The organism is Edwardsiella sp. EA181011 (assembly GCF_000800725.1).
In the GTDB taxonomy this organism is placed as follows: Bacteria; Pseudomonadota; Gammaproteobacteria; order Enterobacterales; family Enterobacteriaceae; genus Edwardsiella; species Edwardsiella anguillarum.
Genome location: NZ_CP011364.1, coordinates 3,176,312 through 3,200,147, shown reverse-complemented (window position 1 = coordinate 3,200,147; position 23,836 = coordinate 3,176,312). Strand labels below are relative to the sequence as shown.

Sequence of the window (23,836 nt, the reverse complement as noted above, 5' to 3'; positions counted from 1 at the left end):
AGAAGCCGAGAAGCCGAGAAGCCGAGCCGCGGCTCGGTGGTGCGCGCTCTATCGGCAGCGGCGCGTGTTTCTCGTTAACCCGATAAGGCGAACCTGCCGGGAGAAGGGCGAATCCCCCGGCAGGGTGGCTTAGCCACGCGATAGGCGTTGGAATCCCTCGCGCAGATCATCCTGCAGGTCGGCGATATCTTCCAGGCCAACCTGGAGCCGCAGCGTCATGCCGCCGGGGGCCCAGGGGGCGACGCTGCGGTAGTCGCGACAGTCGAAAGGCACGATGAGGCTCTCGAAGCCCCCCAGGAGAAGCCCAGGCTAAACACCTTCATGCCATCGAGCATTGCGTCGACATTATCTTGGTTGAAACGGCTGTCCAGCACGATGGAGAACAGGCCGGTGGACCCACAGAAATACTTCTGCCAGTTAGCGTGCCCCGGACAGTCGGCGAAGGCGGGATGCAAGACACGGCTGACCTCCGGTTGTGCCTGCAGCCATTCGGCCAGGGCGAGTCCACGCGTCTCCGCCGCCTTGACCCGCAGGTGCAGGGTGCGCAATCCGCGTAAGGCGAGGAAGCAGTCTTCGGCGCCAGGGAGCATCGCTAAGGCGTCGTAGGTGGCGCGCAGGGCGGGCCAGTGGCTCTCGTTGGCCGAAACCAACCCCATCAGCAGATCGGAGTGGCCGCCCAGGTATTTGGTGCCCGCCTCGACCGAGAGATCGATACCCTGAGCATGAGCCTGGAAGAAAATCGGCGTTGCCCAGGTGTTATCGATCACCGTGGTCACTTGGCGCCGTTTGGCGACGGCGACGATCGCACCGATGTCTTGTACTTCGAAGCTCTGTGAGCCGGGGCTTTCCAGCATGATCATCCGAGTATTGGGCAGGATCAGATCGTCAATCTCCTCCCCGATCAGCGGATCATAGTAGCTGACGCTGACGCCATACTTGGCCAGGAAGGTATCGCAGAAATTACGGGTCGGGCGATAGACCGAGTCGGTGACCAGAATATGGTCGCCCCGTTGGGTGACCGAGAGCAGCGCCAGCGCTAAGGCGCCCATCCCGGAAGGGGAGATCACCGTGCCCGCAGCGCCGCACAGGGATGACCAGGCCTTCTCTAGGCTCTCAATGGTCGGGGTGCCGAAAGTGCCATAGGCGAAGCGTGCCTTGACTTGCCGAATATCCTCACAGCTGTTGAAGATCACCGTCGAGCCACGGTATATCGGTGTGTTAACGAAGCCCCACTGTTCATCGGGATTGCGTCCGAGTAGAGAGAGGCGTGTATCCAGTTTAAATTCATTGATCTCTGAAGCGCTTTTCATAACCTTACCTTTTACTCGAAGAATTTAAAGAAAGGCGATAGACAAAGCAGTACACCTATCGCCGAGATAAAGATGACTCGCCAAGAGTAGTATTTCTTTAATGCGGTGACTTTAAACACCAGATAACAGGGGATAATACACGAGACAATGCCGGCAACAGGGGCTGCTATCTGAGATAATAAGAGAATAGGGAAATGTGTCAGTACCCAACCCCATAATAAAATAATAATAGAGAGGGTAATCCCTCGGCTGACGAGTTTCTCATTGATGGATTGCTCATCGATAAAACGTGAGAGAATATTTACGACAATGCCAGTCATGGCCTCCTGAAAACCGAGATAGTTACCAAAGAAGGCGGTAGCGATGGCGGAAATATTTAATGCTATCGACATTATCTTAATGATATTGCCGGGGATTACCTTGGCGACAATGGCCATCGCCGAAATATTATGCTGCGCCGCCTCGACCGCCTGATCATGGCTTAACGATAGGGTAAAGGAGAAGGCGAAGAACAGAACGGCGCAGACCAGGATGGCATAGGCGATACGACTGGCTCGCTGCGCACGGTAGGTAGCGATAATCGGATCGGCCTCGACCTTACGGAAGGCGACGTTCATCGGGCTGAGGATCTGGACGAACAGGATGGAGAATAGGGTGAAGGGAAGAGTCAGAATCGTACCGACGAGCAGCTCACCCAGGGGCGGAATATTGCCGATATAGCTGAAGTTCCAGTGGGGGATCACCACCACTCCGAGCAGCACGACCACACCCAGCTTCATTAACACCATCGGCCCAGACACCTTGAAGATGAGTCGCTCGCCCTGGGCAGCGATGCCGACCAGGAAGGCTAGGATCAGCAGCCCATACCACCAGCGATCCGACAGGGGATCCTGGGTTAGGCCGAAGGTTTGCAGGTAGGAGGCGCTGTCGAAGGTGGCAGAGAGTGAGTAGGTCAGCATGCCGATCAGTAACATGATGAAATAGGTAATGCCGAGGAAGAACCCCCAGTTTTTCCCCAGATAGTAGGTGATCACCCCGGAGTAATCTTTACATTCTGGGCTTTGAGATAGCGTCTTTAGATAAAGCGATTGCATCATATACAGGGCGGGGTAGGCGAATAATACCGATAGGGTAAAGACCCAGATCCCTTTTAATCCAATCTGAATCGGTAGAAAAATAATTCCGGCGCCGATGGCCATGCCGATACACAGAATGACCCAGCCCACATCATAACTGGTGAATGGGATTTTACCTTTAATCGCAGCTTGTGAAATATCATGGCTATTATCCATAATTTTACCATTATATTAGTGGGAGATGAGTGGGCAGCTCGCCACTTATAACCTCACTATTTGTTTGCCGCCTACTGGTAAAATCATAAACTGTGATCCTGTGAGAATAAAGTTTACTATTGGTGAAATATAATGAATTCATTGTCGAATGCTAGTGGATTACCCGGTGGGAAGTAGTCCTGTTATTTATTCGTTTCTCCATATAGTATTAATTTAATCAATTCCATTCCGTTCTCTTGATAAAAGAGGGAACATTAATGCTTAATGCGTATACTCTGCATCAACTCAGTGTCTTTGTGCGTATCATCGAGATGGGGAGCCTGAGTAAGGCGGCGCGAGAGTTGGGGCTATCTCGTTCGGCGGTGAGCAAAAGCCTGGCAACCTTAGAGCAGCAATTGGGCGTGCTGTTAATTAAGCGTAGTACGCGTCGCCTGTTCCTGACGGAGCAGGGCGCGGCGGTCTTTAACCGGGCGATTATGTTGCTCGATGCCTGCCAGGATCTCTTTACTCAACTGCATAGTGAGACGGAGCCAGAGGGGGTACTGCGTATCTCCTGCTCGGTGGCCTATGGTTCGACCTGTTTGCCTGATGCGATCAGCGCCTATCAACGCCAGTTCCCGCGCGTCAGGATCCATGTCGATCTCAACGATGAGTTGATTAATCTGGCGGAAAGAAATTTTGATATGGTGCTCAGGATCACTCAGCGACAGTGGGAGCGCGCGAACGCCTTTCTGTTGGGCAAGGTGAATGGGATCTACTGTTGTTCCCCACACTACTTGCAGGGCAAGCCGGCGATCACTCAGCCGGCGGATCTTTCTCACCACCGTTGTCTTACCAATCCGGTGATGAGCTATCAGGATAAGTGGGTCTTCTGCGGTCGCGATGGGCAGCAGATGATCGCGGTGGACTCGCGTCTGACCTCCAACTCTAGCCTGACTCTGCTCAAGGTCTTGCTGAATCACAATGGCGTCTCCTGCCTGCCCGACTATCTGGCAGAGGCTTACATCGCGCGCGGTGAGCTGGTGCATCTGTTGCCGGATTATCATGCCGGGATTTTTCACTACCTGTACGCCATCGAAAAGACGTCCCGGGTGGTGAACCCATTAACCCGCTCCTTTATCGCACATCTTAAGGCGACGCTACCGGTCTATCACGAGGGCACTGGAGAATAGGGGGGCCCGGTGGGGATGGGGGGCTATGGTGCAGGGGGGAATGGCGTGATGCGCGCCGTTGCATACGCTAACAGCGAAAAAACGAAAAGCCCGCGCAAGGCGGGCTTTTCAGGAATCTGGCTCCTCTGACTGGACTCGAACCAGTGACATACGGATTAACAGTCCGCCGTTCTACCGACTGAACTACAGAGGAATCGTGACAACGGGGCGCATCATAGCGATCCCGTCGGGGCCTGTCAACAGCTAACCCCGGGCGGGCGTTTCAAGCGGTGTTTTTATCGCCGAATGCGGGGGTTCAGGGGGCCGGGGGCGCCAGTAGGCCGCTTTGGCGCAGGCGCTGCAGCGGGTCCTGACGGTAAAAGCCGACAAAGCGGCGGTAGACCGCAGGGAAGCGCTCTGCCAGCAGCTCCGGCGCGCTGAAGAAGTATTCGGAGAGGACGGCGAAGCACTCCGCCGGCTCGCTGGCGGCGTAGGCGTCCAGGCTGGCGCCCGCCTCGCCGAGCAGGTCGGCCTCTTCCTGAATGGCCTCCATGGCGGCGTGCAGCGCCTGTTCCCAGGCAGCGATCTCCCGCAGCGGGATCGGAGGGATCCCGTTGGCGATCCCGGCGCTGCGCATATCCAGCTTGTGCGCGGTCTCATGGATCACCAGGTTATAGCCGGAGCGATCGAAGGAGTCGCGCACATCCAGCCAGTTGAGCACGATCGGCCCCTGGACGCTGCACTGGCCGGCCTGTACCGAGGGGCCGCAGTGCACCAGGCCGATGTCGTCCTCCCACTCTTCGTGCAGAGCGTAGGGTTCTGGATACAGCAGGATTTCGTGAAAGCCATCGAGCCACTCGATGCCCAGCTCTAGCACCGGCAGGGCAAACAACAGGGCGATGCGCGCCTCCATCAGCGGGGTGACCCGAAGCTCCTGCAGCGGGACCAGGCGCTTCTGGCGGATCACCTGCCGTGCCAGGGCGATGAGCCGCCGCTGCTCGTCGTCGCTCAGCGCCGCCAGCAGCGGGATAGCGCAGGCCTCCGGCCAGGGATAACTGTCCTGCTGGGCAGGGCGCTGTGTGCGCCAGGGCCACTTAATCATGACGGGTTACGTTCCTCTCTTTGCGGGCTGCGGGGGCCGCTCCAGTGTACCGGGATAGCCGACGGTTGCCGGGGCGCGCATGGTCCGCTGCCCAGAGGTCGGCGGGCCATTCACGTTAGTGATATTATGCGTGACTTGTTGATATTAAAAAGGTTGTTCTGAGAGGATTGTGATATGTATCGCGCTGTGGGGATAACGCCGCCCCGATGGACGGGGCGGCGCGGCGATCAGTTACGGCAGCGTTGCAGGATATCCAACTGTGGATTTGCCGCGCTGGTAGTGACATGCATCATAGAAAGCAGGGTTGGGAAGAGATTGTCATGGGAGAAGCTGCCGTCACGGGCGGCCTCCTGCAGACACTGCAGATTGATGCGATTGGCCTTGGCATAGCCGTCCGATAGCCACAGCGACATCGGGACATGGGTCTGTTCTGCCGGGGCAAACTGATAAGGGGTGCCGTGCAGATACAGCCCTTTCTCACCCAGTGACTCGCCGTGGTCAGAGACATAGTACAGGGCTACGTTGTACTGCTTCTCGTAGGTTTTCAGCCGCTCAATAAACTGATTCACCACGTAGTCGGTATACACCAGGGTATTGTCATAGGTGTTGACCAGCTGCTGCTGGGTGCAATTTTCAATATCGCTGCGCTCGCAGTCGGACATAAAGACGCGGAAGCGCGCGGGGTAGCGCAGGTAGTAGGTCGGGCCGTGGCTGCCGATCAGGTGGAACACCAGCAGCTTGCTTTTGCCGTCGTCCGGGATTTTTTGCTGCAGGTTATTCAACATGACTTCGTCATAGCAAGTCTTGCCGTTGCACAGCGGATTATCGGCCTTGGTCGACACCAGTTCGTTCGGCGTGCGATCGCATGCGCCTTTGCATCCCTCGTCGTTATCGCGCCAGAAGGTGGTGACGCCGGCCCGGTGCAGCACATCGATTACGCTGTCGCTGTTGCGCGCGATGTTGCCATCATAGTGCTCACGCGTCAGGTTGGAGAACATGCAGGGGACCGAAATCGCGGTCGCCGTGCCGCAAGAGGTGACATTGCGGAAGTAGATAAGCCCGGGTTGTTTGGCGCTGTAGGGGTTGGTTTCCCGCGGGTAGCCGCCCAGAGACTGGTTTTGGGCCCGGGCGGTTTCGCCCAGGATCACGAACACCAGCGTCGGTTTCTCACCCGCCGGCTCAACCAGCTTCGCGTCTTCCCCCACCTTACGAAACGGCATTGGCGTCGTGAGATAGCGGCGGTTGATATATTGCCCGGTGCTGTACAGGTAGCTGGCGGGCTGGATCTCCAGGTTCAGGCTGCGGTTGTTGCGTCCGACGGAGGCGTAATCCTGGTAGTACAGACAGGCGACCAGCGCGATGATCAGCAGTGAGATCAGCATCGCCAGCAGCCGGATTCCCAGCCGCAGCAGGACGTTATGGCCATAGATGATGCGGGTGCGCAGCAGCAGCAGGGCGGGCAACACCCCGGCGAGCAGCACCCAGGCGATAACATAGATATTCAGGTAGGAGCCCGCCTCGGCGCTGTTGGTTTCAAAGATGTTTTCGATCATCGAGCGGTCGAAAATCACCTGATACTTGTACTGGGCATAGCTGGCCAGCGCGGTGATCACCAGCAGCAGAATAAAAAAGGGCTTCAGGATCGGGCGGAAGCTGAACGGCATAAACACGCAGGTTAACGCCGCGAACAGCACCACCGGGATCGACAGGGCGAAGCCAAGGCGATACTCCCCCAGCGCGTGCAGGATACGGTAAAAATGCAGCAGGATGGGGATATTGAGTATCAGCGTAAAATAACCGGCCAATAGCAGTATGACCGTCAGAAAGCTGGCGGAAAGACCTTTATGCGACAAAGCGGACTCCAGGCGTCTGGCAATAGCCCCGCGGGGCAAATTCAAAAATGGCCTAAGGCTAAGCAGAGAAACTTAAAATAGCCTTAAGCCGGTCGTTTTTGTGCGACCAGCCGCCGAGGGAGGCGCCCCGCCGGGCGATCGGCCAATAAAACCTGCTTCACGGCGCCTATTCGCGCCATCGCTTCATTTTTACTCTGGCATGCTATGCACTGCGTAATTTTAGGTATTGCAGTCGGGGACGCCGTGTCAGAAGAGAGCGATCTGGAAAAAACCGAAGACCCCACACCCCACCGAATAGAAAAGGCCCGGGAGAAGGGGCAGATCCCGCGTTCGCGTGAGCTGACCTCGATACTGATGCTGGCGACGGGGCTGGCTATCCTGCTGCTGGGCGGCGAGTATCTGGCGCGGGCGCTGGCGGTGATGATAGCCCAGGGGCTGCACTTCGATCACCTACTGTTGAGTAACGATCGCCAGATGCTGATCCAGCTGGGCATGCTGCTGCAGCAGGCGGTCGCGGCGCTGATGCCGGTGTTGCTCGGCCTGATGCTGGTCGGCTGGTGTGCGCCGATGCTGATCGGTGGCTTTTTGTTCAGTCCCAGCTCCATCAAATGCGACTTGAATCGCTTAAACCCGCTGAGCGGGTTTAAGCGCATGTTCTCCAGCCAGGTGTTGGCCGAGCTGCTGAAGGGGATCCTGAAGGCCACGCTGGTCGGCTGGGTATGCGGATGGTTTCTGCTGCACTACTGGCCGCGGATGCTGCGCCTGATCACTGAGCCCACGCTGGATGCGATGGGCGATGCCCTACATCTGGTGGGCGTGTGCGGTCTGCTGGTGGTGCTGGGCCTGCTGCCGATGGTGGGGTTTGACGTGTTTTATCAGGTGTGGAGCAACCTGAGCAAGCTGCGAATGACCAAGCAGGAGATTAAGGATGAGTTCAAGGAACAGGAAGGGGACCCGCACGTTAAGGGGCGGATCCGCCAGCAGCAGCGCGCCGCGGCGCGCCGTCGCATGATGAGCGATGTCCCCAGAGCCGATGTGATCGTGACCAACCCGACCCACTACGCCGTGGCGCTGCAGTACCAGGAAAACAAGATGAGTGCGCCTAAGGTATTGGCCAAGGGCGCGGAGCACCGCATTCCCCAGCTAGAGGCGCCGCCGCTGGCGCGTGCGCTTTACCGTCACAGCGAAATTGGCCAGGCCATTCCCGCTACCCTGTACGCCGCCGTGGCCGAGGTGCTGGCCTGGGTATACCAACTCAAGCGCTGGCGGCTCGAGGGGGGCAGGCCCCGAAAAAACCCGCAAACTTACCGGTGCCGCCCGCACTGGATTTTGGCGTTACTGACTCCGAAGAAGGAACACCGATAGATGGCTAATCTGGCCGCGCTACTGCGCCTCCCCGGCAATATGAAAGACTCTCAATGGCAGGTTTTGGCCGGGCCTATCCTTATTTTGATGATCCTCTCCATGATGGTGCTGCCGTTGCCGCCCTTCGTGCTGGATTTACTGTTCACCTTTAACATCGCCCTGTCGATCATGGTGCTGTTGGTGGCCATGTTCACCCAGAAGACGCTGGAGTTTGCGGCTTTCCCGACCATCCTGCTGTTTTCGACGCTGCTGCGCCTTTCGCTCAACGTCGCTTCGACCCGCGTGATCCTGATGAACGGCTATACCGGCGGGGCTGCGGCGGGGCAGGTGATCGAAGCGTTCGGCCACTTTTTGGTGGGCGGCAACTTCGCCATCGGCATCGTCGTGTTTATTATCCTGGTGCTGATCAACTTTATGGTTATCACCAAGGGGGCCGGGCGTATCGCCGAGGTCGGCGCACGCTTTGTGCTGGACGGGATGCCGGGCAAACAGATGGCTATCGACGCCGATCTCAACGCCGGGCTGATCGGCGAAGAGGAGGCCAAGAAGCGCCGCTCTGAGGTCACCCAAGAGGCTGACTTCTATGGTTCGATGGACGGCGCCAGTAAGTTTGTGCGCGGCGATGCCATCGCCGGCCTGATGATCATGGCGCTGAACGTCATCGGTGGCCTGCTGATCGGCGTTATCCAGCACGGCATGCCGGTTAGCCAGGCGGCGGAAACCTATACCCTGCTGACCATCGGTGACGGTCTGGTTGCCCAGATCCCGGCGCTGGTGATCTCGACCGCGGCGGGCGTGATCGTGACCCGCGTCAGCACCGATCAGGACGTGGGCGAACAGATGGTGACCCAGCTGTTCAATAACCCGCGGGTGCTGATCTTGAGCGGCGCGGTGCTCGGACTGTTAGGCCTGGTGCCCGGGATGCCGAACCTGGTATTTCTGCTGTTCACCGCTGCGCTGCTGGGCACCGCCTGGTGGATGAGCAAGCGGGCGGCGAAGGCCGAGGCTCAGCAGGAGCAGATGCCGCTGCAGGAGAGCCAGCCGGTGATGGAGGCCAGCTGGGAGGATGTGCAGCTGGAGGATCCGCTGGGTCTGGAGGTGGGCTACCGCCTGATTCCGCTGGTGGATTTCCAGCAAAATGGCGAGCTGCTCGGGCGTATCCGCAGTATTCGCAAGAAGTTCGCCCAGACCATGGGCTTTCTGCCGCCGGTGGTCCATATTCGCGATAACCTAGAGCTGCAGCCCTCCGGCTACCGCATCCTGCTGAAGGGGATCGAGGCCGGGCGCGGTGAGGCGCACCCGGGACGCTGGCTGGCGATCAACCCCGGCAGCGCCGCCGGAACCTTGGAGGGGCAGGTCACCACCGATCCGGCCTTCGGTCTGCCGGCGATCTGGATCGACAGCGCGCTGCGTGAACAGGCACAGATCCAGGGCTATACCGTGGTCGAGGCCAGCACCGTGGTGGCGACCCATCTGAACCATATCATCAGCCAGCACGCCAGCGATCTGTTTGGTCGCCAGGAGGCGCAGCAGCTGATGGATCGGGTCTCCCAGGAGATGCCGAAGCTGACGGAAGACTTTATCCCCGGCGTCGTGTCGCTGACGATCCTGCACAAGGTGCTGCAGAACCTGCTGGCCGAGAAGGTCTCGATCCGCGATATGCGCACCATTATTGAAACCCTGGCCGAACACGCGCCGATACAGAAAGATCCCTATGAGCTGACCGCGCTGGTGCGCGTGGCCCTGGGACGGGCCATCAGCCAGCAGTGGTTCCCGGGCGAGGGGGAGATTCAGGTGATTGGGCTGGATACGCCGCTGGAGCGCCTGCTGCTGCAGGCTCTGCAGGGCGGTGGCGGGCTGGAGCCGGGGCTGGCGGATCGCCTGCTGGATCAGGCCCGTCAGGCGCTGCAGCGCCAGGAGTTGCTCGGCGCACCGCCGGTGCTGCTGGTGAATCATGCTCTGCGGCCGCTGCTGGCGCGCTTCCTGCACCGTTCGCTGCCGCAGCTGGTGGTGCTATCCAACCTGGAGATCAGCGACAACCGCCAGATCCGCATGACCTCGACGATCGGCGGCGTGGAGTAAGGAGCGTAATAAATGAAGCGATTACTCTGCCTGGCTATCCTGCTGGCGCCGTGGGCGGCGCAGGCCGGCGACGGCAGCTGGTCTGCGGACGGTAATGGCCGGATCCTGAGTCAGAAGGGGATGGCCAGTAACCAGCCCCCGCTGGCGCCGCCGGCGGGGAGCGTGCCGGCGGCGGCGGCGATCGATGACGTGGTGTGGCAGATAACCCTGCTGAGCCCGGCGCCGGACGGGCTGAATCTACAGCTGTGCAGCGCGCGGCGCTGTATGGCGCTGGATGGCCTGTCCGGTCGTTCTGCCGGATTAAACGGGGAAAGCGCCGCCGTGCCGCTGCGACTGGTGATGTGGGTGGCGGGGAAGGGAACGATTTACCCGCCGATCAACGTCGTCAGTCAGCAGGTTATCGTTAATTATCATTAATTTTATTATTGAGAGTGCGCCGACAGCGGGCGCTCTGTGCCCCAACGGGCACAGCCTGGCGTTGGCCAAAAGGGCCAGCGTTAAACACGCAGTTTTCGGGCGTTGAGCAGGCCGCTCTGGGTCTGTCCATCGGGGCCATACAGGGTTTGACCGTGACGGCTCTTCAGCGTACCCAGCGCCTGTTGATTATGGGATAAATGGCGGTTGAGCAGATCACCGTTGTGCTGATTCATATCATGCAGTTGGCGGGTCAGCGTCAGGATCGTTTGCCATAGCGCGGCCTGCTGCGGATCGGCGTAGGGCGGCTGGGCCGCATCGTCGCGGCGGCGTTGATCGAGGTGACGCAGATCGGCCAGCAGATTCTCTTTTTCCAGCGTCACCGTCTGTAGACGCACCGCGTCTACCTGTCCGGCGCACAGCAGCTGTTGCTCCTGGGCCAGGGTGGCGTTGAGGGCCTGCAGGTTTTCAACCATCTGCTGCAGGTGAACGAGTGTGTCTGCCATGGAGATTACTTATCCTTTAAATAGGCGAACGTATCCTGCAGTAAGGCATCGGCGATTTTGCCGGTATCCATCTTCAGTTCACCGCTGCGAATAGCCTGCTTCAGCGCCTCAACACGGGTGGTGTTGATGTCGCGGCTGTTGGGCTGCATCAGGCGTGCCTGTGCATCGCTCAGCTTGACCTGGGTACCGACAACGCTCTCTTGGCTGGCCGCGATCTTGCGGGTCTGCTGCGCCGCATCCTGTGGCTCCCGGGCCTGAAGGTGGCTGATGGCACTCAGTGCGGAGGTACGATCTATGCTCATCGTTATGGTCTCTCTGGTTGACCTGTCCACCTGGCGTTGCGGGTGGTTATACGGTCTTTCTCTTCTTTAGCTATACCATCGGCAAATTAATCAATAACTTTAGAAAAATGTACCGATAATTTCGCCAATCGCTGAATCTGGCCGGCTCCCGCGCGCGTGCGGCGGACTAGAGAGCCAGCGTCAGGGTGCCCGGGCCGCTGGCCTTGCCGCTGATCACCTGGCCGGAGGCGGTACGCGCCCGCACCACATCGGCCAGCGCGGCGTTGTTCATCGCGCGCCCCTCGCTGCTGACGTTGAAGCCATCGCCCTGCGCCAGGATCTGCACCTGTTGTCCGGCGCGGATCACCCAGGTGCGCCGCAGCATGGTGGCGGCGATTGGCTGCCCGGCGCCGATGCTGCGTAGCATGGTGGCGCCGGACAGTCGCGCAATATCCAGAATTGTACCGGGAGGCAGGCTGTCGAGTCGACCCCGGGTCAGACGCAGCTGCGCCGGCGTCAGGTTTTGCCCGCGCGATAGCGCGTGAAGGGCGACCGGATAGCTGCCCGTTACCTGAACCTCGGTTTGCAGGTAGCGTTTCTCCTGTGGACACTGTACCAGCACGCTAAGACGACCCCAGCGGCGGGGCGATGATAGCTGGCTGACCCGCGGCTGCAGGCAGCTGGGCCACTGATCGGATGCCGACAGAATATTGACCTTGACCTGGTAGTCACCGCCGGGAAACTGCTGCTGAAAATAGCCCTGCACCGCCTCCTGGAGCGGCGTCGCCGCCTGACAGGCAGGTGTCGCCAGCCACAGCGCGGCGGTAAGGGGGGCCATCCGGCCCAACGTGGATCGCAGCATGGTGTTCTCCCGGTCAATAAACGGGCGTCGACAGGCGATGGCCTGCGTCCGCCGAATGCGGCTGTACTCTGTCTCGGGGCGGCGCATCGGCGTCGCGGACAGTGTCGAGACGCGCCCTAGTTTACCCGCGCAGCGCAAAAGTAAAGGCGATAAATAGCGCGCCATTTACGCCTTATTCCCGCCATCGGCTTTACCGCACCGGTCCTATCCTATGCACTCCAAATTGTCATTGACACAGGGTGGGGGGAGCTTTTCCGCCATCCCAGCTAACCGATAGCGGAGACGGTATGCTCGATAAACTGGATGCCGCGTTTCGTTTCCAACAGGAGGCCCTGAACCTGCGTGCGCAGCGTCAGGAAATCCTTGCGGCGAACATCGCCAACGCGGATACCCCCGGCTACCAGGCCCGGGACATTGACTTTGCCTCGCAGCTGTCGCGGGTCCTTGAACAGGGGCGCCCTGACGGCAGCGGCATTGCGCTTTCACTCACCTCATCGCGCCATATTCCGGCGCAGACGCTGCAGCCGCCGTCGCTGGATTTGCTGTTCCGCGTACCGGATCAGCCGTCATTGGATGGCAACACCGTCGATATGGATCGCGAACGTACGCAGTTTGCCGACAACAGCCTGCGTTACCAGACCGACCTCACCGTACTCAGCGGCCAGATCAAAAGCATGATGTCCGTGCTGCAACAGGGGTAATCCATGTCTCTTTTATCCATTTTTGATATTTCCGGCTCGGCGCTGACCGCGCAGTCCAAGCGTATGAACGTGGCGGCCAGTAACCTGGCCAACGCCGATAGCGTCACCGGCCCCGACGGCGAACCCTACCGCGCCAAGCAGGTGGTGTTTCAGGTTAAGCCGGGCGCCGGCGAAGAGATCGGCGGCGTACAGGTTTCTCAGGTGGTCGACGATCCGGCGCCGGATCGTCTGGTGTACCAGCCGGGCAACCCGCTGGCGGATGCCAAAGGCTATGTGCGCATGCCCAACGTGGATGTGGTGGGTGAGATGGTGAACTCGATCGCCGCCTCACGTAGCTATCAGGCCAACGTTGAGGTGCTGAACACCACCAAGTCACTGATGATGAAAACCTTAACCCTTGGACAATAATCGCGGGAGGCGTGATGGCCATTTCGGTATCGCTTAACGATCCGGTAGATACCAGCTCACCGGTCAATGCCAGCAGCAAAAGCGGGCTGGTGGCGGATAACGGTCAGGACCTACAGAACAGCTTCCTGACCCTGTTGGTGGCGCAGCTGCGCAACCAGGATCCGACCAACCCGCTGCAGAACAACGAGCTGACCACTCAGCTGGCGCAGATCAGCACCGTCAGCGGTATTGAAAAACTGAATACCACCTTGGGCAGCATCTCCGGGCAGATCAACAGCAATCAGTCGATCCAGGCCTCCAGCCTGATCGGCCACGGCGTCATGATCCCGGGGAAAACCATTTTGACCGGCAAAGGGGAGGGCGGTGAGAAGGTCAGCACCACCCCCTTTGGCTTTGAGCTGGAGAGCGGCGCCCAGAGCGTGGTGGTGACCATCAGCGACAATACCGGGAAAGTGGTCAAGCAGATCGATATGGGTAGCCATAACGCCGGGGTGTTCAGCTACACCTGGGACGGTAAGGGCGATGACGGCGTAGAGGTGCCCGACGGCGCGTATAACTTTAGCGTCAGCGCCACCAATCAGGGCCAGCAGGCGGTGGTACAGCCGCTGCATTTTGCCATGGTCAATGGGGTAACCCAAAGCAACAAAGGTGCGTTGCTGGAGCTGGGACTGGCCGGAACAGCCACACTGGCCGACGTACGCCAGATCTTATAATGGCGGCCGGGGTGCCGGCCTTTATCCGAACTCTAGATACAGGATTTTAAAATGGGATTTTCTCAGGCAATCAGCGGCATGAACGCCGCTTCCAGCCAGCTGGACGTTATCGGCAACAACATTGCCAACTCGCAGACCGTGGGCTTTAAATCAGGCTCCGTCACCTTTGCCGACATGTTCGCCGGCTCCAAGGTGGGTCTGGGGGTAACGGTCGCCAGCGTTAACCAGGATTTTAAAGACGGGACCACCACCACCACTAACCGTGGGCTGGACGTGGCCATCAGCGGTCAGGGCTTCTTCCGTATGCAGGATCCCAACGGCAGCGTCTATTACACCCGTAACGGGCAGTTTTCCAAGGATGCCAAAGGCTTCCTGACCAACGCCCAGGGCATGTACCTGACCGGCTATCCGGCAGCGGGGACGCCGCCGACCATCCAGCAGGGCGCCGATCCGGTACCGATCCAGATCCCGACCGGGCTGATGCCGGCCAAGGCCAGCACCCAGGGCACCATGGTGCTGAACCTGAACTCGGCGAACAAGGCCGTCGATCCAGCCGTCGCCTTCGATCCCAGCAAGGTCGACAGCTACACCTACGCCACCTCGATGACCACCTACGATTCGCTGGGCAACGTCCACAATATGAATCTGTACTTTGTCAAAGGGGCGTCAACGACGACGGCGCCGATCACCACCACCTGGAAGGTCTACTCCATCGACAGCGCCGATCCGGCCGGGAAGCCGCAGGACGCCGGGAATCTGACCTTTGACAGCAACGGTGAGCTGGCGAAGGGAACCGCGCCGCTGACCCTGAATATGGCCGCCAGCAACGGCGCCCCGGCGCAGACCTTCAAACTGGACTTTACCAGTACCCGCCAGCAGAACACCGGCAAGGACGGCGTGACCTCCAAGACGCAGGATGGCTACAAGGCTGGCGAGCTGACCGGTTACCAGATCAACGACGATGGCACCATCACCGGCAGCTATACCAACCAGCAGAAACAGCTGCTGGGGCAGATCGTGATGGCCAACTTCGCCGCGCCGGAGGGACTGGTCTCCGAAGGCAACAACGTGTGGAGCGAAAGCGCCAAGTCTGGCCAGCCGATCGTCGGCACCTCCGGCACCAGCGGCCTCGGCTCGCTGACCAGCGGGGCGGTAGAGGCCTCTAACGTCGACCTGAGCAAGCAGCTGGTCGATATGATCGTCGCCCAGCGTAACTACCAGTCCAACGCCCAGACCATCAAGACGCAGGATCAGATCCTGCAGACCCTGGTCAACCTGCGTTAATTTTGGATGACAGCCGCCCGTTCTGCGGGCGGCATAGCGAGGCGAGTTAAATGGATCATGCGATTTATACCGCGATGGGGGCTGCCAGTCAGACCCTGAACCAGCAGGCCATCGCGGCCAACAATATGGCCAACTCCACCACGCCGGGATTTCGTGCCCAGCTGGCGGCGCTGCGCGCCGTGCCGGTCGACGGTGAGTCGGTGGAGACCCGTACGCTGGTAACCGCATCGACGCCGATGCACGACCTGAGCATGGGCAAGCTGGACTATACCGAGCGCCCGCTGGACGTGGCGCTGCAGCAGGATGGCTGGCTGGCGGTACAGATGCCCGATGGCACCGAGGCCTATACCCGTAACGGCAACCTGCAGATTAACCCGCAGGGGATGCTGACCTCGCAGGGGCACCTGGTGATGGGCGACAACGGCCCGATCGCCATTCCCGATCGTGCGCAGCTGACCATCGCCGCCGACGGTACCATCACCGCGCTGGGGCGGGCGACCAGCCCAATGCCACCACCCAGGTCGGCCGTCTGAAGCTGGTCAAGGCCAGCGCCCAAGAGGTGGTACACGGCGATGACGGGGTGTTTCACCTGACGCCGGAGGCCGAGCAGAAGCGCGGCGCCCAGCTGCCGCTGGACCCGACGGTGAAGGTGATGCCGGGGGTGCTGGAGGGCAGCAACGTACAGCCGGTCGAGGCGATGGTGAACATGATCACCAACGCCCGCCGTTTTGAGATGCAGATGAAAGTCATCCGCAGCGTGGATGACAACGAACAGAAAGCCAATCAGCTGTTATCGCTGAGCTAACAGCGCAGGAGTAATCATGATCCGATCACTATACATCGCTAAAACCGGGCTGGAAGCCCAGCAGACCAACATGGACGTGATCGCCAACAACCTGGCCAACGTCAGCACCAATGGGTTTAAGCGTCAGCGTGCGGTGTTTGAGGACCTGCTGTACCAAACCCTGCGTCAGCCGGGCGCCCAATCGTCGGAGCAGACCACCCTGCCGTCCGGCCTGCAGCTGGGGACCGGCGTGCGCCCGGTCGCCACAGAGCGTCTGCACAGCCAGGGCAACCTGTCGCAGACCAACAACAGCAAGGACGTGGCGATCAAGGGTCAGGGTTTCTTTCAGGTGACCCTGCCGGACGGCAGCCAGGCCTATACCCGCGACGGTTCGTTCCAGGTGGATCAGAACGGCCAGCTGGTGACCGCTAGCGGTTTTCAGGTAACGCCGGCCATCACCGTTCCGGCCAACGCGACCAGCATGACCATCGGTCGTGACGGAATCGTCAGCGTCACCCTGCAGGGGCAGGCGGCGGCGCAGCAGGTCGGCCAGCTGACCCTGAGTACCTTTATCAACGACGCCGGTCTGGAGAGCGTGGGGGAGAACCTGTACCAGGAGACCGAAAGCTCCGGTGCACCGACGGAGAGCACCCCGGGCCTGAACGGCGCCGGTCTGCTGTACCAGGGGTATGTGGAGACCTCCAACGTGAATGTGGCCGAAGAGCTGGTCAACATGATCCAGACTCAGCGCGCCTATGAAATCAACAGCAAGGCGATCAGTACCTCTGATCAGATGCTGCAGCGTCTGACGCAGCTGTAATCAGGTGACAGGCCCGGACGCAGGTATGCGCCGGGCCTGTCGCGCCGGTACCCCCGGGGTACCGTACATCGACGGTAATGGCAGAAAAGGCAGAAAAACGATGCAAAAACATTCGGGAGTGGCGCTGTTATGCGCGCTGGCGCTGTCGGGATGTGCCTACATTCCCCACGATCGGGTGGTGACCGGGCCGACGACTGCCACGCCGGCGCCGGCGACTCCGCCGCGCCCCAACGGCTCCATTTTCCAGGGCGTCCAGCCGATGAACTATGGCTATCAGCCGCTGTTTGAGGATCGCCGCCCGCGTAATATCGGCGATATCCTGACCATCGTGCTGCAGGAAAACGTCAGCGCCAGCAAGAGTTCGTCGGCCAACGCCAGCCGTAACGGGACGTCGAAGTTCGACTTCGCCACCGTGCCCCGCTACCTGGAAGGGCTGTTCGGCAACGCGCGTGCCAACATGGAGGCCAACGGTGATAACCAGTTCAACGGTAAAGGGGGCGCCAACGCCAACAACACCTTTAGCGGCACCATTACCGTCACCGTGGACGATGTGCTGTCCAACGGGAACCTGAAGGTGGTCGGTGAGAAACAGATCGCCATCAACCAGGGCACCGAATATATCCGCTTCTCCGGCGTCGTCAATCCGCGCACCATCAGCGGCAATAATTCCGTGCCCTCCACGCAGGTGGCGGACGCACGCATCGAATATGTGGGCAGCGGCTATATCAATGAAGCGCAGAATATGGGCTGGATGCAGCGCTTCTTCCTCAATCTCTCCCCCTATTGATAGGTATTTGGCTATGGGTAATTTTGGACTAGACACCCGCTGGCGTCGCGCCGGCGCCTGGCTGACCGGCATGCTGCTGGCGCTGGGGCTGCTGAGCCAGGGGGCGCAGGCCGAGCGTATCCGCGATCTCACCTCCATCCAGGGCGTACGTAACAACGCCCTGATCGGCTATGGCCTGGTGGTGGGACTGGACGGCACCGGCGATCAGACCATGCAGACGCCGTTTACCACGCAGAGTCTGAACAACATGCTGTCCCAGCTGGGGATCACCGTTCCCCCGGAACCAACATGCAGCTGAAAAACGTGGCGGCGGTGATGGTGACGGCCAACCTGCCGCCGTTCTCCCGTCCGGGCCAGACCATCGACGTGGTGGTCTCCTCGATGGGTAACGCCAAGAGCCTGCGCGGCGGCACCCTGCTGATGACGCCGCTGAAGGGCGTGGATAATCAGGTCTATGCGCTGGCGCAGGGCAACGTGCTGGTCGGCGGCGCCGGCGCGTCGGCGGGCGGCAGCAGCGTACAGGTAAACCAGCTGTCCGGCGGCCGTATCAGCGGCGGTGCCACCATTGAGCGCGCAGTGCCGACCACCTTCGGCAACAGCAACGTGATTAATCTGGAGCTGAATAACGAAGACTTCACCCTGGCGCAGCACATCAGCGATGCCATCAACCGCGCCAACGGCCTGGGTGCCGCGACGCCGCTGGACGCCCGTACCGTGCAGGTGCTGGTGCCGCAGGGGGGCAGCAATCAGGTGCGCGCGCTGGCCAACATTCAGAATATCGAGGTGAACGTCGGCACCTTCGACGCCAAGGTGATCCTCAACTCACGCACCGGCTCGGTGGTGATGAACCGCAACGTTGAACTGGATTCGTGCGCGGTGGCGCAGGGCAACCTGTCAGTGGTCGTCGATCGCCAGCTGAACGTCAGCCAGCCGAATACGCCGTTTGGCGGCGGGCAGACGGTGGTGACGCCGAATACCCAGATCTCGGTCAATCAGAGCGGCGGTGCCCTGCATCAGGTGCGGGCCGGCGCCAACCTGAACAGCGTGGTGCGCGCGCTGAACGCGCTGGGCGCGACGCCGAACGATCTGATGTCGATCCTGCAGGCGATGCAAAGCGCAGGCTGCCTGCGCGCCAAGCTGGAGATCATCTGATGGCCGACGATAGCCTGGCGTTTAGCAGCGCGGCCTATGATGCGCAGGCGCTCAACTCGCTGAAATACAGCGCGGCCGGCGGCTCCGATAAGGCGCTGCGGGAAACCGCGCGCCAGATGGAGGGGATGTTCGTCCAGATGATGCTGAAAAGCATGCGTCAGGCGACGCCGCAGGAGGGGATCCTCGACAGCGAACAGAGCCGCCTGTACACCTCGCTCTACGATCAGCAGGTAGCGCAGGAGATGTCAGCCGGTAAGGGGATGGGGATCGCGGATATGCTGTATAAGCAGATGCGCGGCGCCCATCAGGCCCAGGCGCATATCCCCGATAGCGTCGGGGTGGCGCCGATGGCGCTGGATGGCGAAACCATTAACAGCATGCCGATTCATGCCCTGGAACAGGTGATGCGTCGCGCGATGCCGCGCATCCCCCACGGTGGGGCGGCGCTGCCGCTGCCGAACAGCAACGGTGAGTTTGTCTCCCAGCTGAGCCTGCCGGCCCAGCTGGCCAGCCGCCAGAGCGGGATCCCCCATCAGCTGATTATGGCGCAGGCCGCGCTGGAGTCGGGTTGGGGGCAGCGGGAGATCCCGGGGGCCCACGGCGGGCGCAGCTATAACCTGTTCGGTATTAAGGCCGGGAAAAACTGGGACGGTCCGACGACCGAGGTCACCACCACCGAGTATGAGAACGGCGTGGCGGTGAAAACCCGCGCCCGCTTCCGGGTCTACGGCTCCTACTTTGAGGCGATCAATGACTATATCGGCATGCTGACCAACAACCCGCGCTACGCGGCGGTGGTCAATGCCGATACCCCGGAGCAGGCGGCGCATGCCTTGCAGCGCGCCGGCTACGCCACGGATCCGAACTACGCCAGCAAGCTGGTGCAGCTGATCGGCCAGATCAAGCAGGCTGGCCACCGGGTGGTGCAGGCCTATACCCACGATTTGGCGAATCTGTTTTAGTCCCCCGCAGCGCCGCGACGGGCGGCGAAAAATATTTAAGTTTTGAGCCGCCCGGCCGATAAACAGAGTAACAGTAAGAGCCCGTAGATCTCCCGGCAGCGGGCTTTTTTAGTGCAAAGGAAACCGCATGGCTAACTTAATCAACAACGCAATGAGCGGTCTGAGCGCCGCGCAGACGGCGCTTGCTGTCACCAGCAATAACATCAATAACGTGTATACCGCAGGTTATAACCGCCAAACCGTCAGCTTTGCCGAAAACAACGGCACCAGCACGCCGGCCGGTTTTATCGGTAACGGGGTGGTGGTCAGCGGGATCAACCGCGAATACAACCAGTTCATCGTTAATCAGCTGCGCCAGGGACAGAGCGATTTAGCGACGACGTCGACCTATCACAAGCAGATTTCCCAGATTGACAACCTGCTGGCCGACAGCACCAACAGCCTGTCCGCCAATATGCAGAACTTCTTTAAGAACCTGCAAAACCTGGTGAGCTACCCGAGCGACTCCGCCGCGCGTCAGACGGTGATTTCCAATGCCAATGGCCTGACGGCCCAGTTTAAAACCACCGATGCGTATCTGCGTAATTTGGAAAGCAGCACCAACGTGACGGTGAGCAATAACGCCGAACAGATTAACGACTATGCCAAGCAGATCGCCAATCTGAACAACCGCATCTCCGAGCTGACCGGCGCTAGCGGCGGCACCGCGCCCAACGATCTGCTGGATCTGCGCGACAAAATGGCCAGCGAGCTGAATCAGATCGTCAATGTCGATATCAGCATGCAGGACGGGGCGATGAATGTTTCGTTTGCCGGCGGCCTGTCGCTGGTGCAGGGGGCGATGCCTACAGCGTGAAGGCGGTGCCATCCAGCAGCGATCCGTCGCGGACCACGCTGGCCTACGATCGCGGCAACGGCCTGAGCGAAGTGCCCGAAGCGCGCATCAGCGGCGGCAGCATGGCCGGTATCTTCCGCTTCCGCAATGAGGCGCTGGATAATACCCGTAATCAGCTGGGGCAGATTGCGCTGAGCATGGCTAACGCGTTTAACCAGGTTCAGTCGGAAGGGGTTGACCTCAACGGCGACAAGGGTGGCGATCTGTTTGGATTTGGTCAGCCGGAGAGCCTGGCTAATACTAATAACACCTCGAAGACGTCGCTGTCGGCCAGCTATGACGATATCTCCAAGGTGCAGGCCACCGACTATCGCATCGATTTTAAAGACGGTAAGTGGAACGTCACCCGTCTGGCGGATGGAACCCATCAGACGATAACGCCGGAGGCCGACGGTGGTGATACGGTGCTGAAGTTTGACGGGCTGAAGGTGAAGATTAACGATACGCCGGCGGAGAACGATAGCTTTAAGCTGCGCACCACCTCCACCGCCATCAGCGGTTTTGACGTCAAGATCAGCGATCCGGCGAAGATTGCCGCCGGGAGCGCCAAAGGCGAGGTGGGCGACAACACCAACGCACAGAAGATGCTGGATCTGCAGAATCAGAAGATCGTCGGCGGCAAGGCTACCCTGAGCGGCGCCTACGCCGGGCTGGTGGGCACCATCGGTAACCAGACCAACGGCGCCAAGGTGGACAGCACGGCCCAGGGCAACGTGGTGAAGCAGCTGACCAAAGAGCAGCAGTCCGTTTCCGGGGTAAACCTGGACGAAGAGTACGGCGACCTGGTGCGTTTTCAACAGTATTACATGGCGAATGCGCAGGTGATCCAGACTGCCACGTCGATGTTTAATGCTCTGCTTGACATTCGATAAGGGGATACACCGCCATGCGCTTAAGCACTAGCATGATATATCAGCAGAATATGAACGGCGTTCTCGATGCCCAGTCGGAGTGGCAGCGCATCGGGGCGCAGCTGGACAGCGGTAAGAAAGTGATCAATCCCTCGGACGATCCGCTGAGCTCCTCCCAGCTGGTGGGGCTGAACCAGGCCAAGTCCATGAACGAACAGTACGGCATGGCCCGTGGCTATGCGCGTCAGAGCACCTCCATGGAGGAGAGCGTGCTGCAGCAGGTAACTAACGTGTTGCAGAACGCCACGCCGGTGTTGGTCGACGGGATGTCCTCCGGGACCAAGAGCGACGACGATCGCGCGGCGATCGCGACCCAGCTGGAGAGTATGCGCGATCAGCTGCTTAACCTGGCCAACAGCACCGACGGCAACGGACGCTATATCTTTGCCGGCTATAAGAGCGATGCGGCGCCGTTCACCAAGGGGGCGGCCAGCGAGGTCACCTATGGTGGGGGCAACAAGGCGCTGACCCAGCAGGTGGATGCGGCGCGTACCATGACCGTGAGCCATATGGGCAACCAGGTGTTCCAACCCGGCACGGGCGAGCAGGATATCTTTGCCTCGCTGCAGCAGTCGATCGATGCGCTGAAGACGCCGCTGGAAGGCACCGACGATGCCGCGAAGAAAGCGGTTGCAGACAAGCTCGACTCGGCCAACCGCGGGCTGCGTAATTCGCTGAATAACGTCTCCCGGGTACGCGCCGAACTGGGGACCCAACTGAACGAGCTGGACTCGCTGGACGCCATCGGCGATGAAAATGCGATCACCTATAAGACGCGTATCAGCAGCGTACAGGATGTGGACTGGAATCAGGCCATCACCGACTACACGTTCCGCCAGGTTTCGCTGCAGGCCTCCTATAAGGTCTTCTCGGATATGCAGGGGATGTCGCTGTTTCAGATGATGCGTTAAACGCCTTCTGCGTCGGATCAGAATAGGGACGCGGCCTTCGGGCCGCGTTTTTTTTGCTCTGCCTTCTGCGCCAGGCCTGGGGGAATTGCCCGCCATGCGTCAGTGTGCAAGCCCCCTGACCATGCTGTTAACGCGCCTTACGTCAAGGGGCGAGCAAGCCATCGCCATGCGGCTAGGGCGTCCCCCGAAGAGGGGGCGGGCTTTATGGGGGATCGGCAGGTCAGGCGTAGCCTGACGTTTGGCGGTTTGGCGCAGAGGTCCGGAGAGCGAGGAATGGGGCGGAGGGCTCTACGCTGAGACGATGGATACGCCGCGCCGCGGAGGAGCATATCCCGCCCGAGGGAAGCGATGCGCTGAGGGCGCCGTTATCGCCCGCGTATTCCGCTAGCCCGTTGACGGACAGGCGCGAACCCATTAGCGGCGAACGTCCGGTAGCGCGGTGCCGGATGCGCCGTCAAGAACATGCGCTCGGCGCAGGTAGCCTCTTCGGCCGGGGCGGCGGAGAGGGATGGCCTGCCTGTCGTTCTGGGCGAAGGTGAAAGCGCGGGAGGGATCACAGGGAATCTGCACTGAGACGGGAGCACAATAGGCTGAGACGTTGCCACATGTTGTTACATCGGCGCCTTGGGTATAACGGGTGAGGTTTATTTATCCCCTAAAGGAGCTCCTCTCATGTCGACACTTTACCAGCGCCTCGCGCAGCAGCAGGCGCTCGCCGCCACGCTCTGTCGCTTGGCCATCGCCTTGGTCTTTCTCTGGATCGGCCTGCTGAAGTTTATCCCCTATGAGGCCGACAGCATCGTGCCCTTTGTCGCCAATAGTCCGTTCATGTCCTTCTTCTATAACGATCCGGCTAACTATGCCTCGTTTATAAATCACGAAGGGGAATTGATCGAGGCGCACCGAGCCTGGCATCTGGCCAACAATACCTACGGCTACTCCACGGGCCTCGGCGTGATCGAGGTGGTGTTCAGCCTGTTGATCCTGGCGCACTACGTTTCGCCGCGCATCGGCTTCTGGGGGGCGACGCTCGCCTTCCTGACCCCTTTCGTCACCCTGACATTCTTGATCTTTACCCCGGAGACCTGGGTGCATGGCGCTGACGCCCATACCGGATTTCCCTACCTCTCCGGAGCCGGGCGACTGGTATTGAAGGATGTGATTATGCTGGCGGCGGCCTTTGTGGCCATGGTGCACTCGGCCAACTGCATCGTCGCCTCATCCCGCACCTGCCAGGCGCGGCTGCGTGCGCCGGCCTGAGTGACGGGGCACGTTAGCAGCGCGTGACTT

The 23,836-nt window shown here is 60.2% G+C and carries 18 protein-coding genes, 1 tRNA gene and 5 pseudogenes; 16 read left to right on the top strand and 8 right to left on the bottom strand.

What is annotated here, in order from left to right:
* Positions 1 to 129: 129 nt before the first annotated feature.
* Both metC and QY76_RS14170 read right to left on the bottom strand, forming a co-directional pair.
* Positions 130 to 1,310 (bottom strand): annotated as a pseudogene (metC, locus tag QY76_RS14175) (cystathionine beta-lyase).
* A gap of 11 nt (positions 1,311 to 1,321) precedes the next feature.
* Positions 1,322 to 2,602, bottom strand: a complete 1,281-nt coding sequence (locus tag QY76_RS14170) for an amino acid permease (protein WP_034164416.1) — start codon at positions 2,600 to 2,602, stop codon at positions 1,322 to 1,324.
* 257 nt (positions 2,603 to 2,859) lie between these two features.
* Between QY76_RS14170 and QY76_RS14165 the strand changes: the two genes are divergently transcribed.
* Positions 2,860 to 3,774, top strand: a complete 915-nt coding sequence (locus QY76_RS14165; RefSeq protein WP_045424840.1) for a LysR family transcriptional regulator — start codon at positions 2,860 to 2,862, stop codon at positions 3,772 to 3,774.
* A 117-nt stretch (positions 3,775 to 3,891) separates the two neighbouring features.
* Here the strand turns inward: QY76_RS14165 and QY76_RS14160 are convergent.
* The 3 genes from QY76_RS14160 to QY76_RS14150 form a co-directional block, all read right to left on the bottom strand.
* Positions 3,892 to 3,967, bottom strand: a tRNA-Asn gene (locus tag QY76_RS14160).
* Positions 3,968 to 4,069: 102 nt separating this feature from the next.
* On the bottom strand, positions 4,070 to 4,855 hold the full coding sequence (gene mtfA / locus QY76_RS14155) for a DgsA anti-repressor MtfA (RefSeq protein ID WP_034164414.1): 786 nt from the start codon (positions 4,853 to 4,855) through the stop codon (positions 4,070 to 4,072).
* Positions 4,856 to 5,082: 227 nt separating this feature from the next.
* Positions 5,083 to 6,708 (bottom strand): phosphoethanolamine transferase, encoded by a 1,626-nt coding sequence (locus QY76_RS14150; protein WP_049648887.1) that lies wholly within the window; start codon positions 6,706 to 6,708, stop codon positions 5,083 to 5,085.
* 243 nt (positions 6,709 to 6,951) lie between these two features.
* On the opposite strand from QY76_RS14150, the pseudogene flhB reads away from it, so the two are divergent.
* The 3 genes and pseudogenes from flhB to QY76_RS14135 all read left to right on the top strand — a co-directional run bounded on the left by flhB (position 6,952) and on the right by QY76_RS14135 (position 10,572).
* A pseudogene (gene flhB / locus QY76_RS14145) lies at positions 6,952 to 8,081 on the top strand (flagellar biosynthesis protein FlhB).
* The gene (flhA, locus tag QY76_RS14140) at positions 8,074 to 10,155 is read left to right on the top strand and encodes a flagellar biosynthesis protein FlhA (protein WP_034164412.1); all 2,082 of its coding nucleotides are present in this window, start codon (positions 8,074 to 8,076) and stop codon (positions 10,153 to 10,155) included. The pseudogene flhB and the gene flhA overlap by 8 nt, the downstream one beginning before the upstream one ends.
* A 12-nt stretch (positions 10,156 to 10,167) precedes the next feature.
* A complete protein-coding gene (locus QY76_RS14135; RefSeq protein WP_034164411.1) occupies positions 10,168 to 10,572 on the top strand; it encodes a flagellar protein FlhE in 405 nt (134 codons plus the stop codon).
* An 80-nt stretch (positions 10,573 to 10,652) separates the two neighbouring features.
* On the opposite strand, the gene QY76_RS14130 is transcribed toward QY76_RS14135, so the two are convergent.
* From QY76_RS14130 to flgA, 3 genes are all read right to left on the bottom strand, one after another.
* Positions 10,653 to 11,075 carry a flagella synthesis protein FlgN gene (locus QY76_RS14130; RefSeq protein ID WP_034164410.1) on the bottom strand — a complete coding sequence of 141 codons (423 nt, stop codon included), beginning with the start codon at positions 11,073 to 11,075 and terminating at the stop codon, positions 10,653 to 10,655.
* Positions 11,076 to 11,080: 5 nt separating this feature from the next.
* Complete coding sequence (flgM, locus tag QY76_RS14125) at positions 11,081 to 11,377, bottom strand: flagellar biosynthesis anti-sigma factor FlgM (protein WP_034164409.1); 297 nt, start codon at positions 11,375 to 11,377, stop codon at positions 11,081 to 11,083.
* A gap of 166 nt (positions 11,378 to 11,543) precedes the next feature.
* On the bottom strand, positions 11,544 to 12,218 hold the full coding sequence (gene flgA / locus QY76_RS14120; RefSeq protein ID WP_034164440.1) for a flagellar basal body P-ring formation chaperone FlgA: 675 nt from the start codon (positions 12,216 to 12,218) through the stop codon (positions 11,544 to 11,546).
* Between the two features lie 287 nt (positions 12,219 to 12,505).
* Here flgA and flgB point away from each other — a divergent pair, with 287 nt between their 5' ends.
* From flgB to rclC, 12 genes and pseudogenes are all read left to right on the top strand, one after another.
* The gene (flgB, locus tag QY76_RS14115; protein WP_012848084.1) at positions 12,506 to 12,919 is read left to right on the top strand and encodes a flagellar basal body rod protein FlgB; all 414 of its coding nucleotides are present in this window, start codon (positions 12,506 to 12,508) and stop codon (positions 12,917 to 12,919) included.
* 3 nt (positions 12,920 to 12,922) lie between these two features.
* On the top strand, positions 12,923 to 13,327 hold the full coding sequence (gene flgC, locus QY76_RS14110) for a flagellar basal body rod protein FlgC (RefSeq protein ID WP_012848085.1): 405 nt from the start codon (positions 12,923 to 12,925) through the stop codon (positions 13,325 to 13,327).
* 14 nt (positions 13,328 to 13,341) lie between these two features.
* Positions 13,342 to 14,040, top strand: a complete 699-nt coding sequence (gene flgD / locus QY76_RS14105) for a flagellar hook assembly protein FlgD (protein WP_034164408.1) — start codon at positions 13,342 to 13,344, stop codon at positions 14,038 to 14,040.
* 51 nt (positions 14,041 to 14,091) lie between these two features.
* Entirely contained in the window at positions 14,092 to 15,324 is a 1,233-nt protein-coding gene (gene flgE / locus QY76_RS14100) for a flagellar hook protein FlgE (RefSeq protein ID WP_045424847.1), read from the top strand.
* Between the two features lie 50 nt (positions 15,325 to 15,374).
* Positions 15,375 to 16,129, top strand: a pseudogene (locus tag QY76_RS14095) (flagellar basal body rod protein FlgF).
* Between the two features lie 16 nt (positions 16,130 to 16,145).
* Complete coding sequence (gene flgG, locus QY76_RS14090; protein WP_034164405.1) at positions 16,146 to 16,928, top strand: flagellar basal-body rod protein FlgG; 783 nt, start codon at positions 16,146 to 16,148, stop codon at positions 16,926 to 16,928.
* Positions 16,929 to 17,028: 100 nt separating this feature from the next.
* Complete coding sequence (gene flgH / locus QY76_RS14085) at positions 17,029 to 17,715, top strand: flagellar basal body L-ring protein FlgH (RefSeq protein WP_012848090.1); 687 nt, start codon at positions 17,029 to 17,031, stop codon at positions 17,713 to 17,715.
* A 70-nt stretch (positions 17,716 to 17,785) separates the two neighbouring features.
* Positions 17,786 to 18,867 (top strand): annotated as a pseudogene (locus tag QY76_RS14080) (flagellar basal body P-ring protein FlgI).
* Complete coding sequence (gene flgJ / locus QY76_RS14075; protein ID WP_012848092.1) at positions 18,867 to 19,829, top strand: flagellar assembly peptidoglycan hydrolase FlgJ; 963 nt, start codon at positions 18,867 to 18,869, stop codon at positions 19,827 to 19,829. Before QY76_RS14080 ends, flgJ begins: the two are co-directional and overlap by 1 nt.
* A 127-nt stretch (positions 19,830 to 19,956) precedes the next feature.
* Positions 19,957 to 21,596, top strand: a pseudogene (gene flgK / locus QY76_RS14070) (flagellar hook-associated protein FlgK).
* Between the two features lie 14 nt (positions 21,597 to 21,610).
* On the top strand, positions 21,611 to 22,546 hold the full coding sequence (gene flgL / locus QY76_RS14065; RefSeq protein WP_045424853.1) for a flagellar hook-associated protein FlgL: 936 nt from the start codon (positions 21,611 to 21,613) through the stop codon (positions 22,544 to 22,546).
* A gap of 672 nt (positions 22,547 to 23,218) precedes the next feature.
* On the top strand, positions 23,219 to 23,806 hold the full coding sequence (rclC, locus tag QY76_RS14060) for a reactive chlorine resistance membrane protein RclC (protein ID WP_045424856.1): 588 nt from the start codon (positions 23,219 to 23,221) through the stop codon (positions 23,804 to 23,806).
* The last annotated feature ends 30 nt before the right edge of the window (positions 23,807 to 23,836 follow it).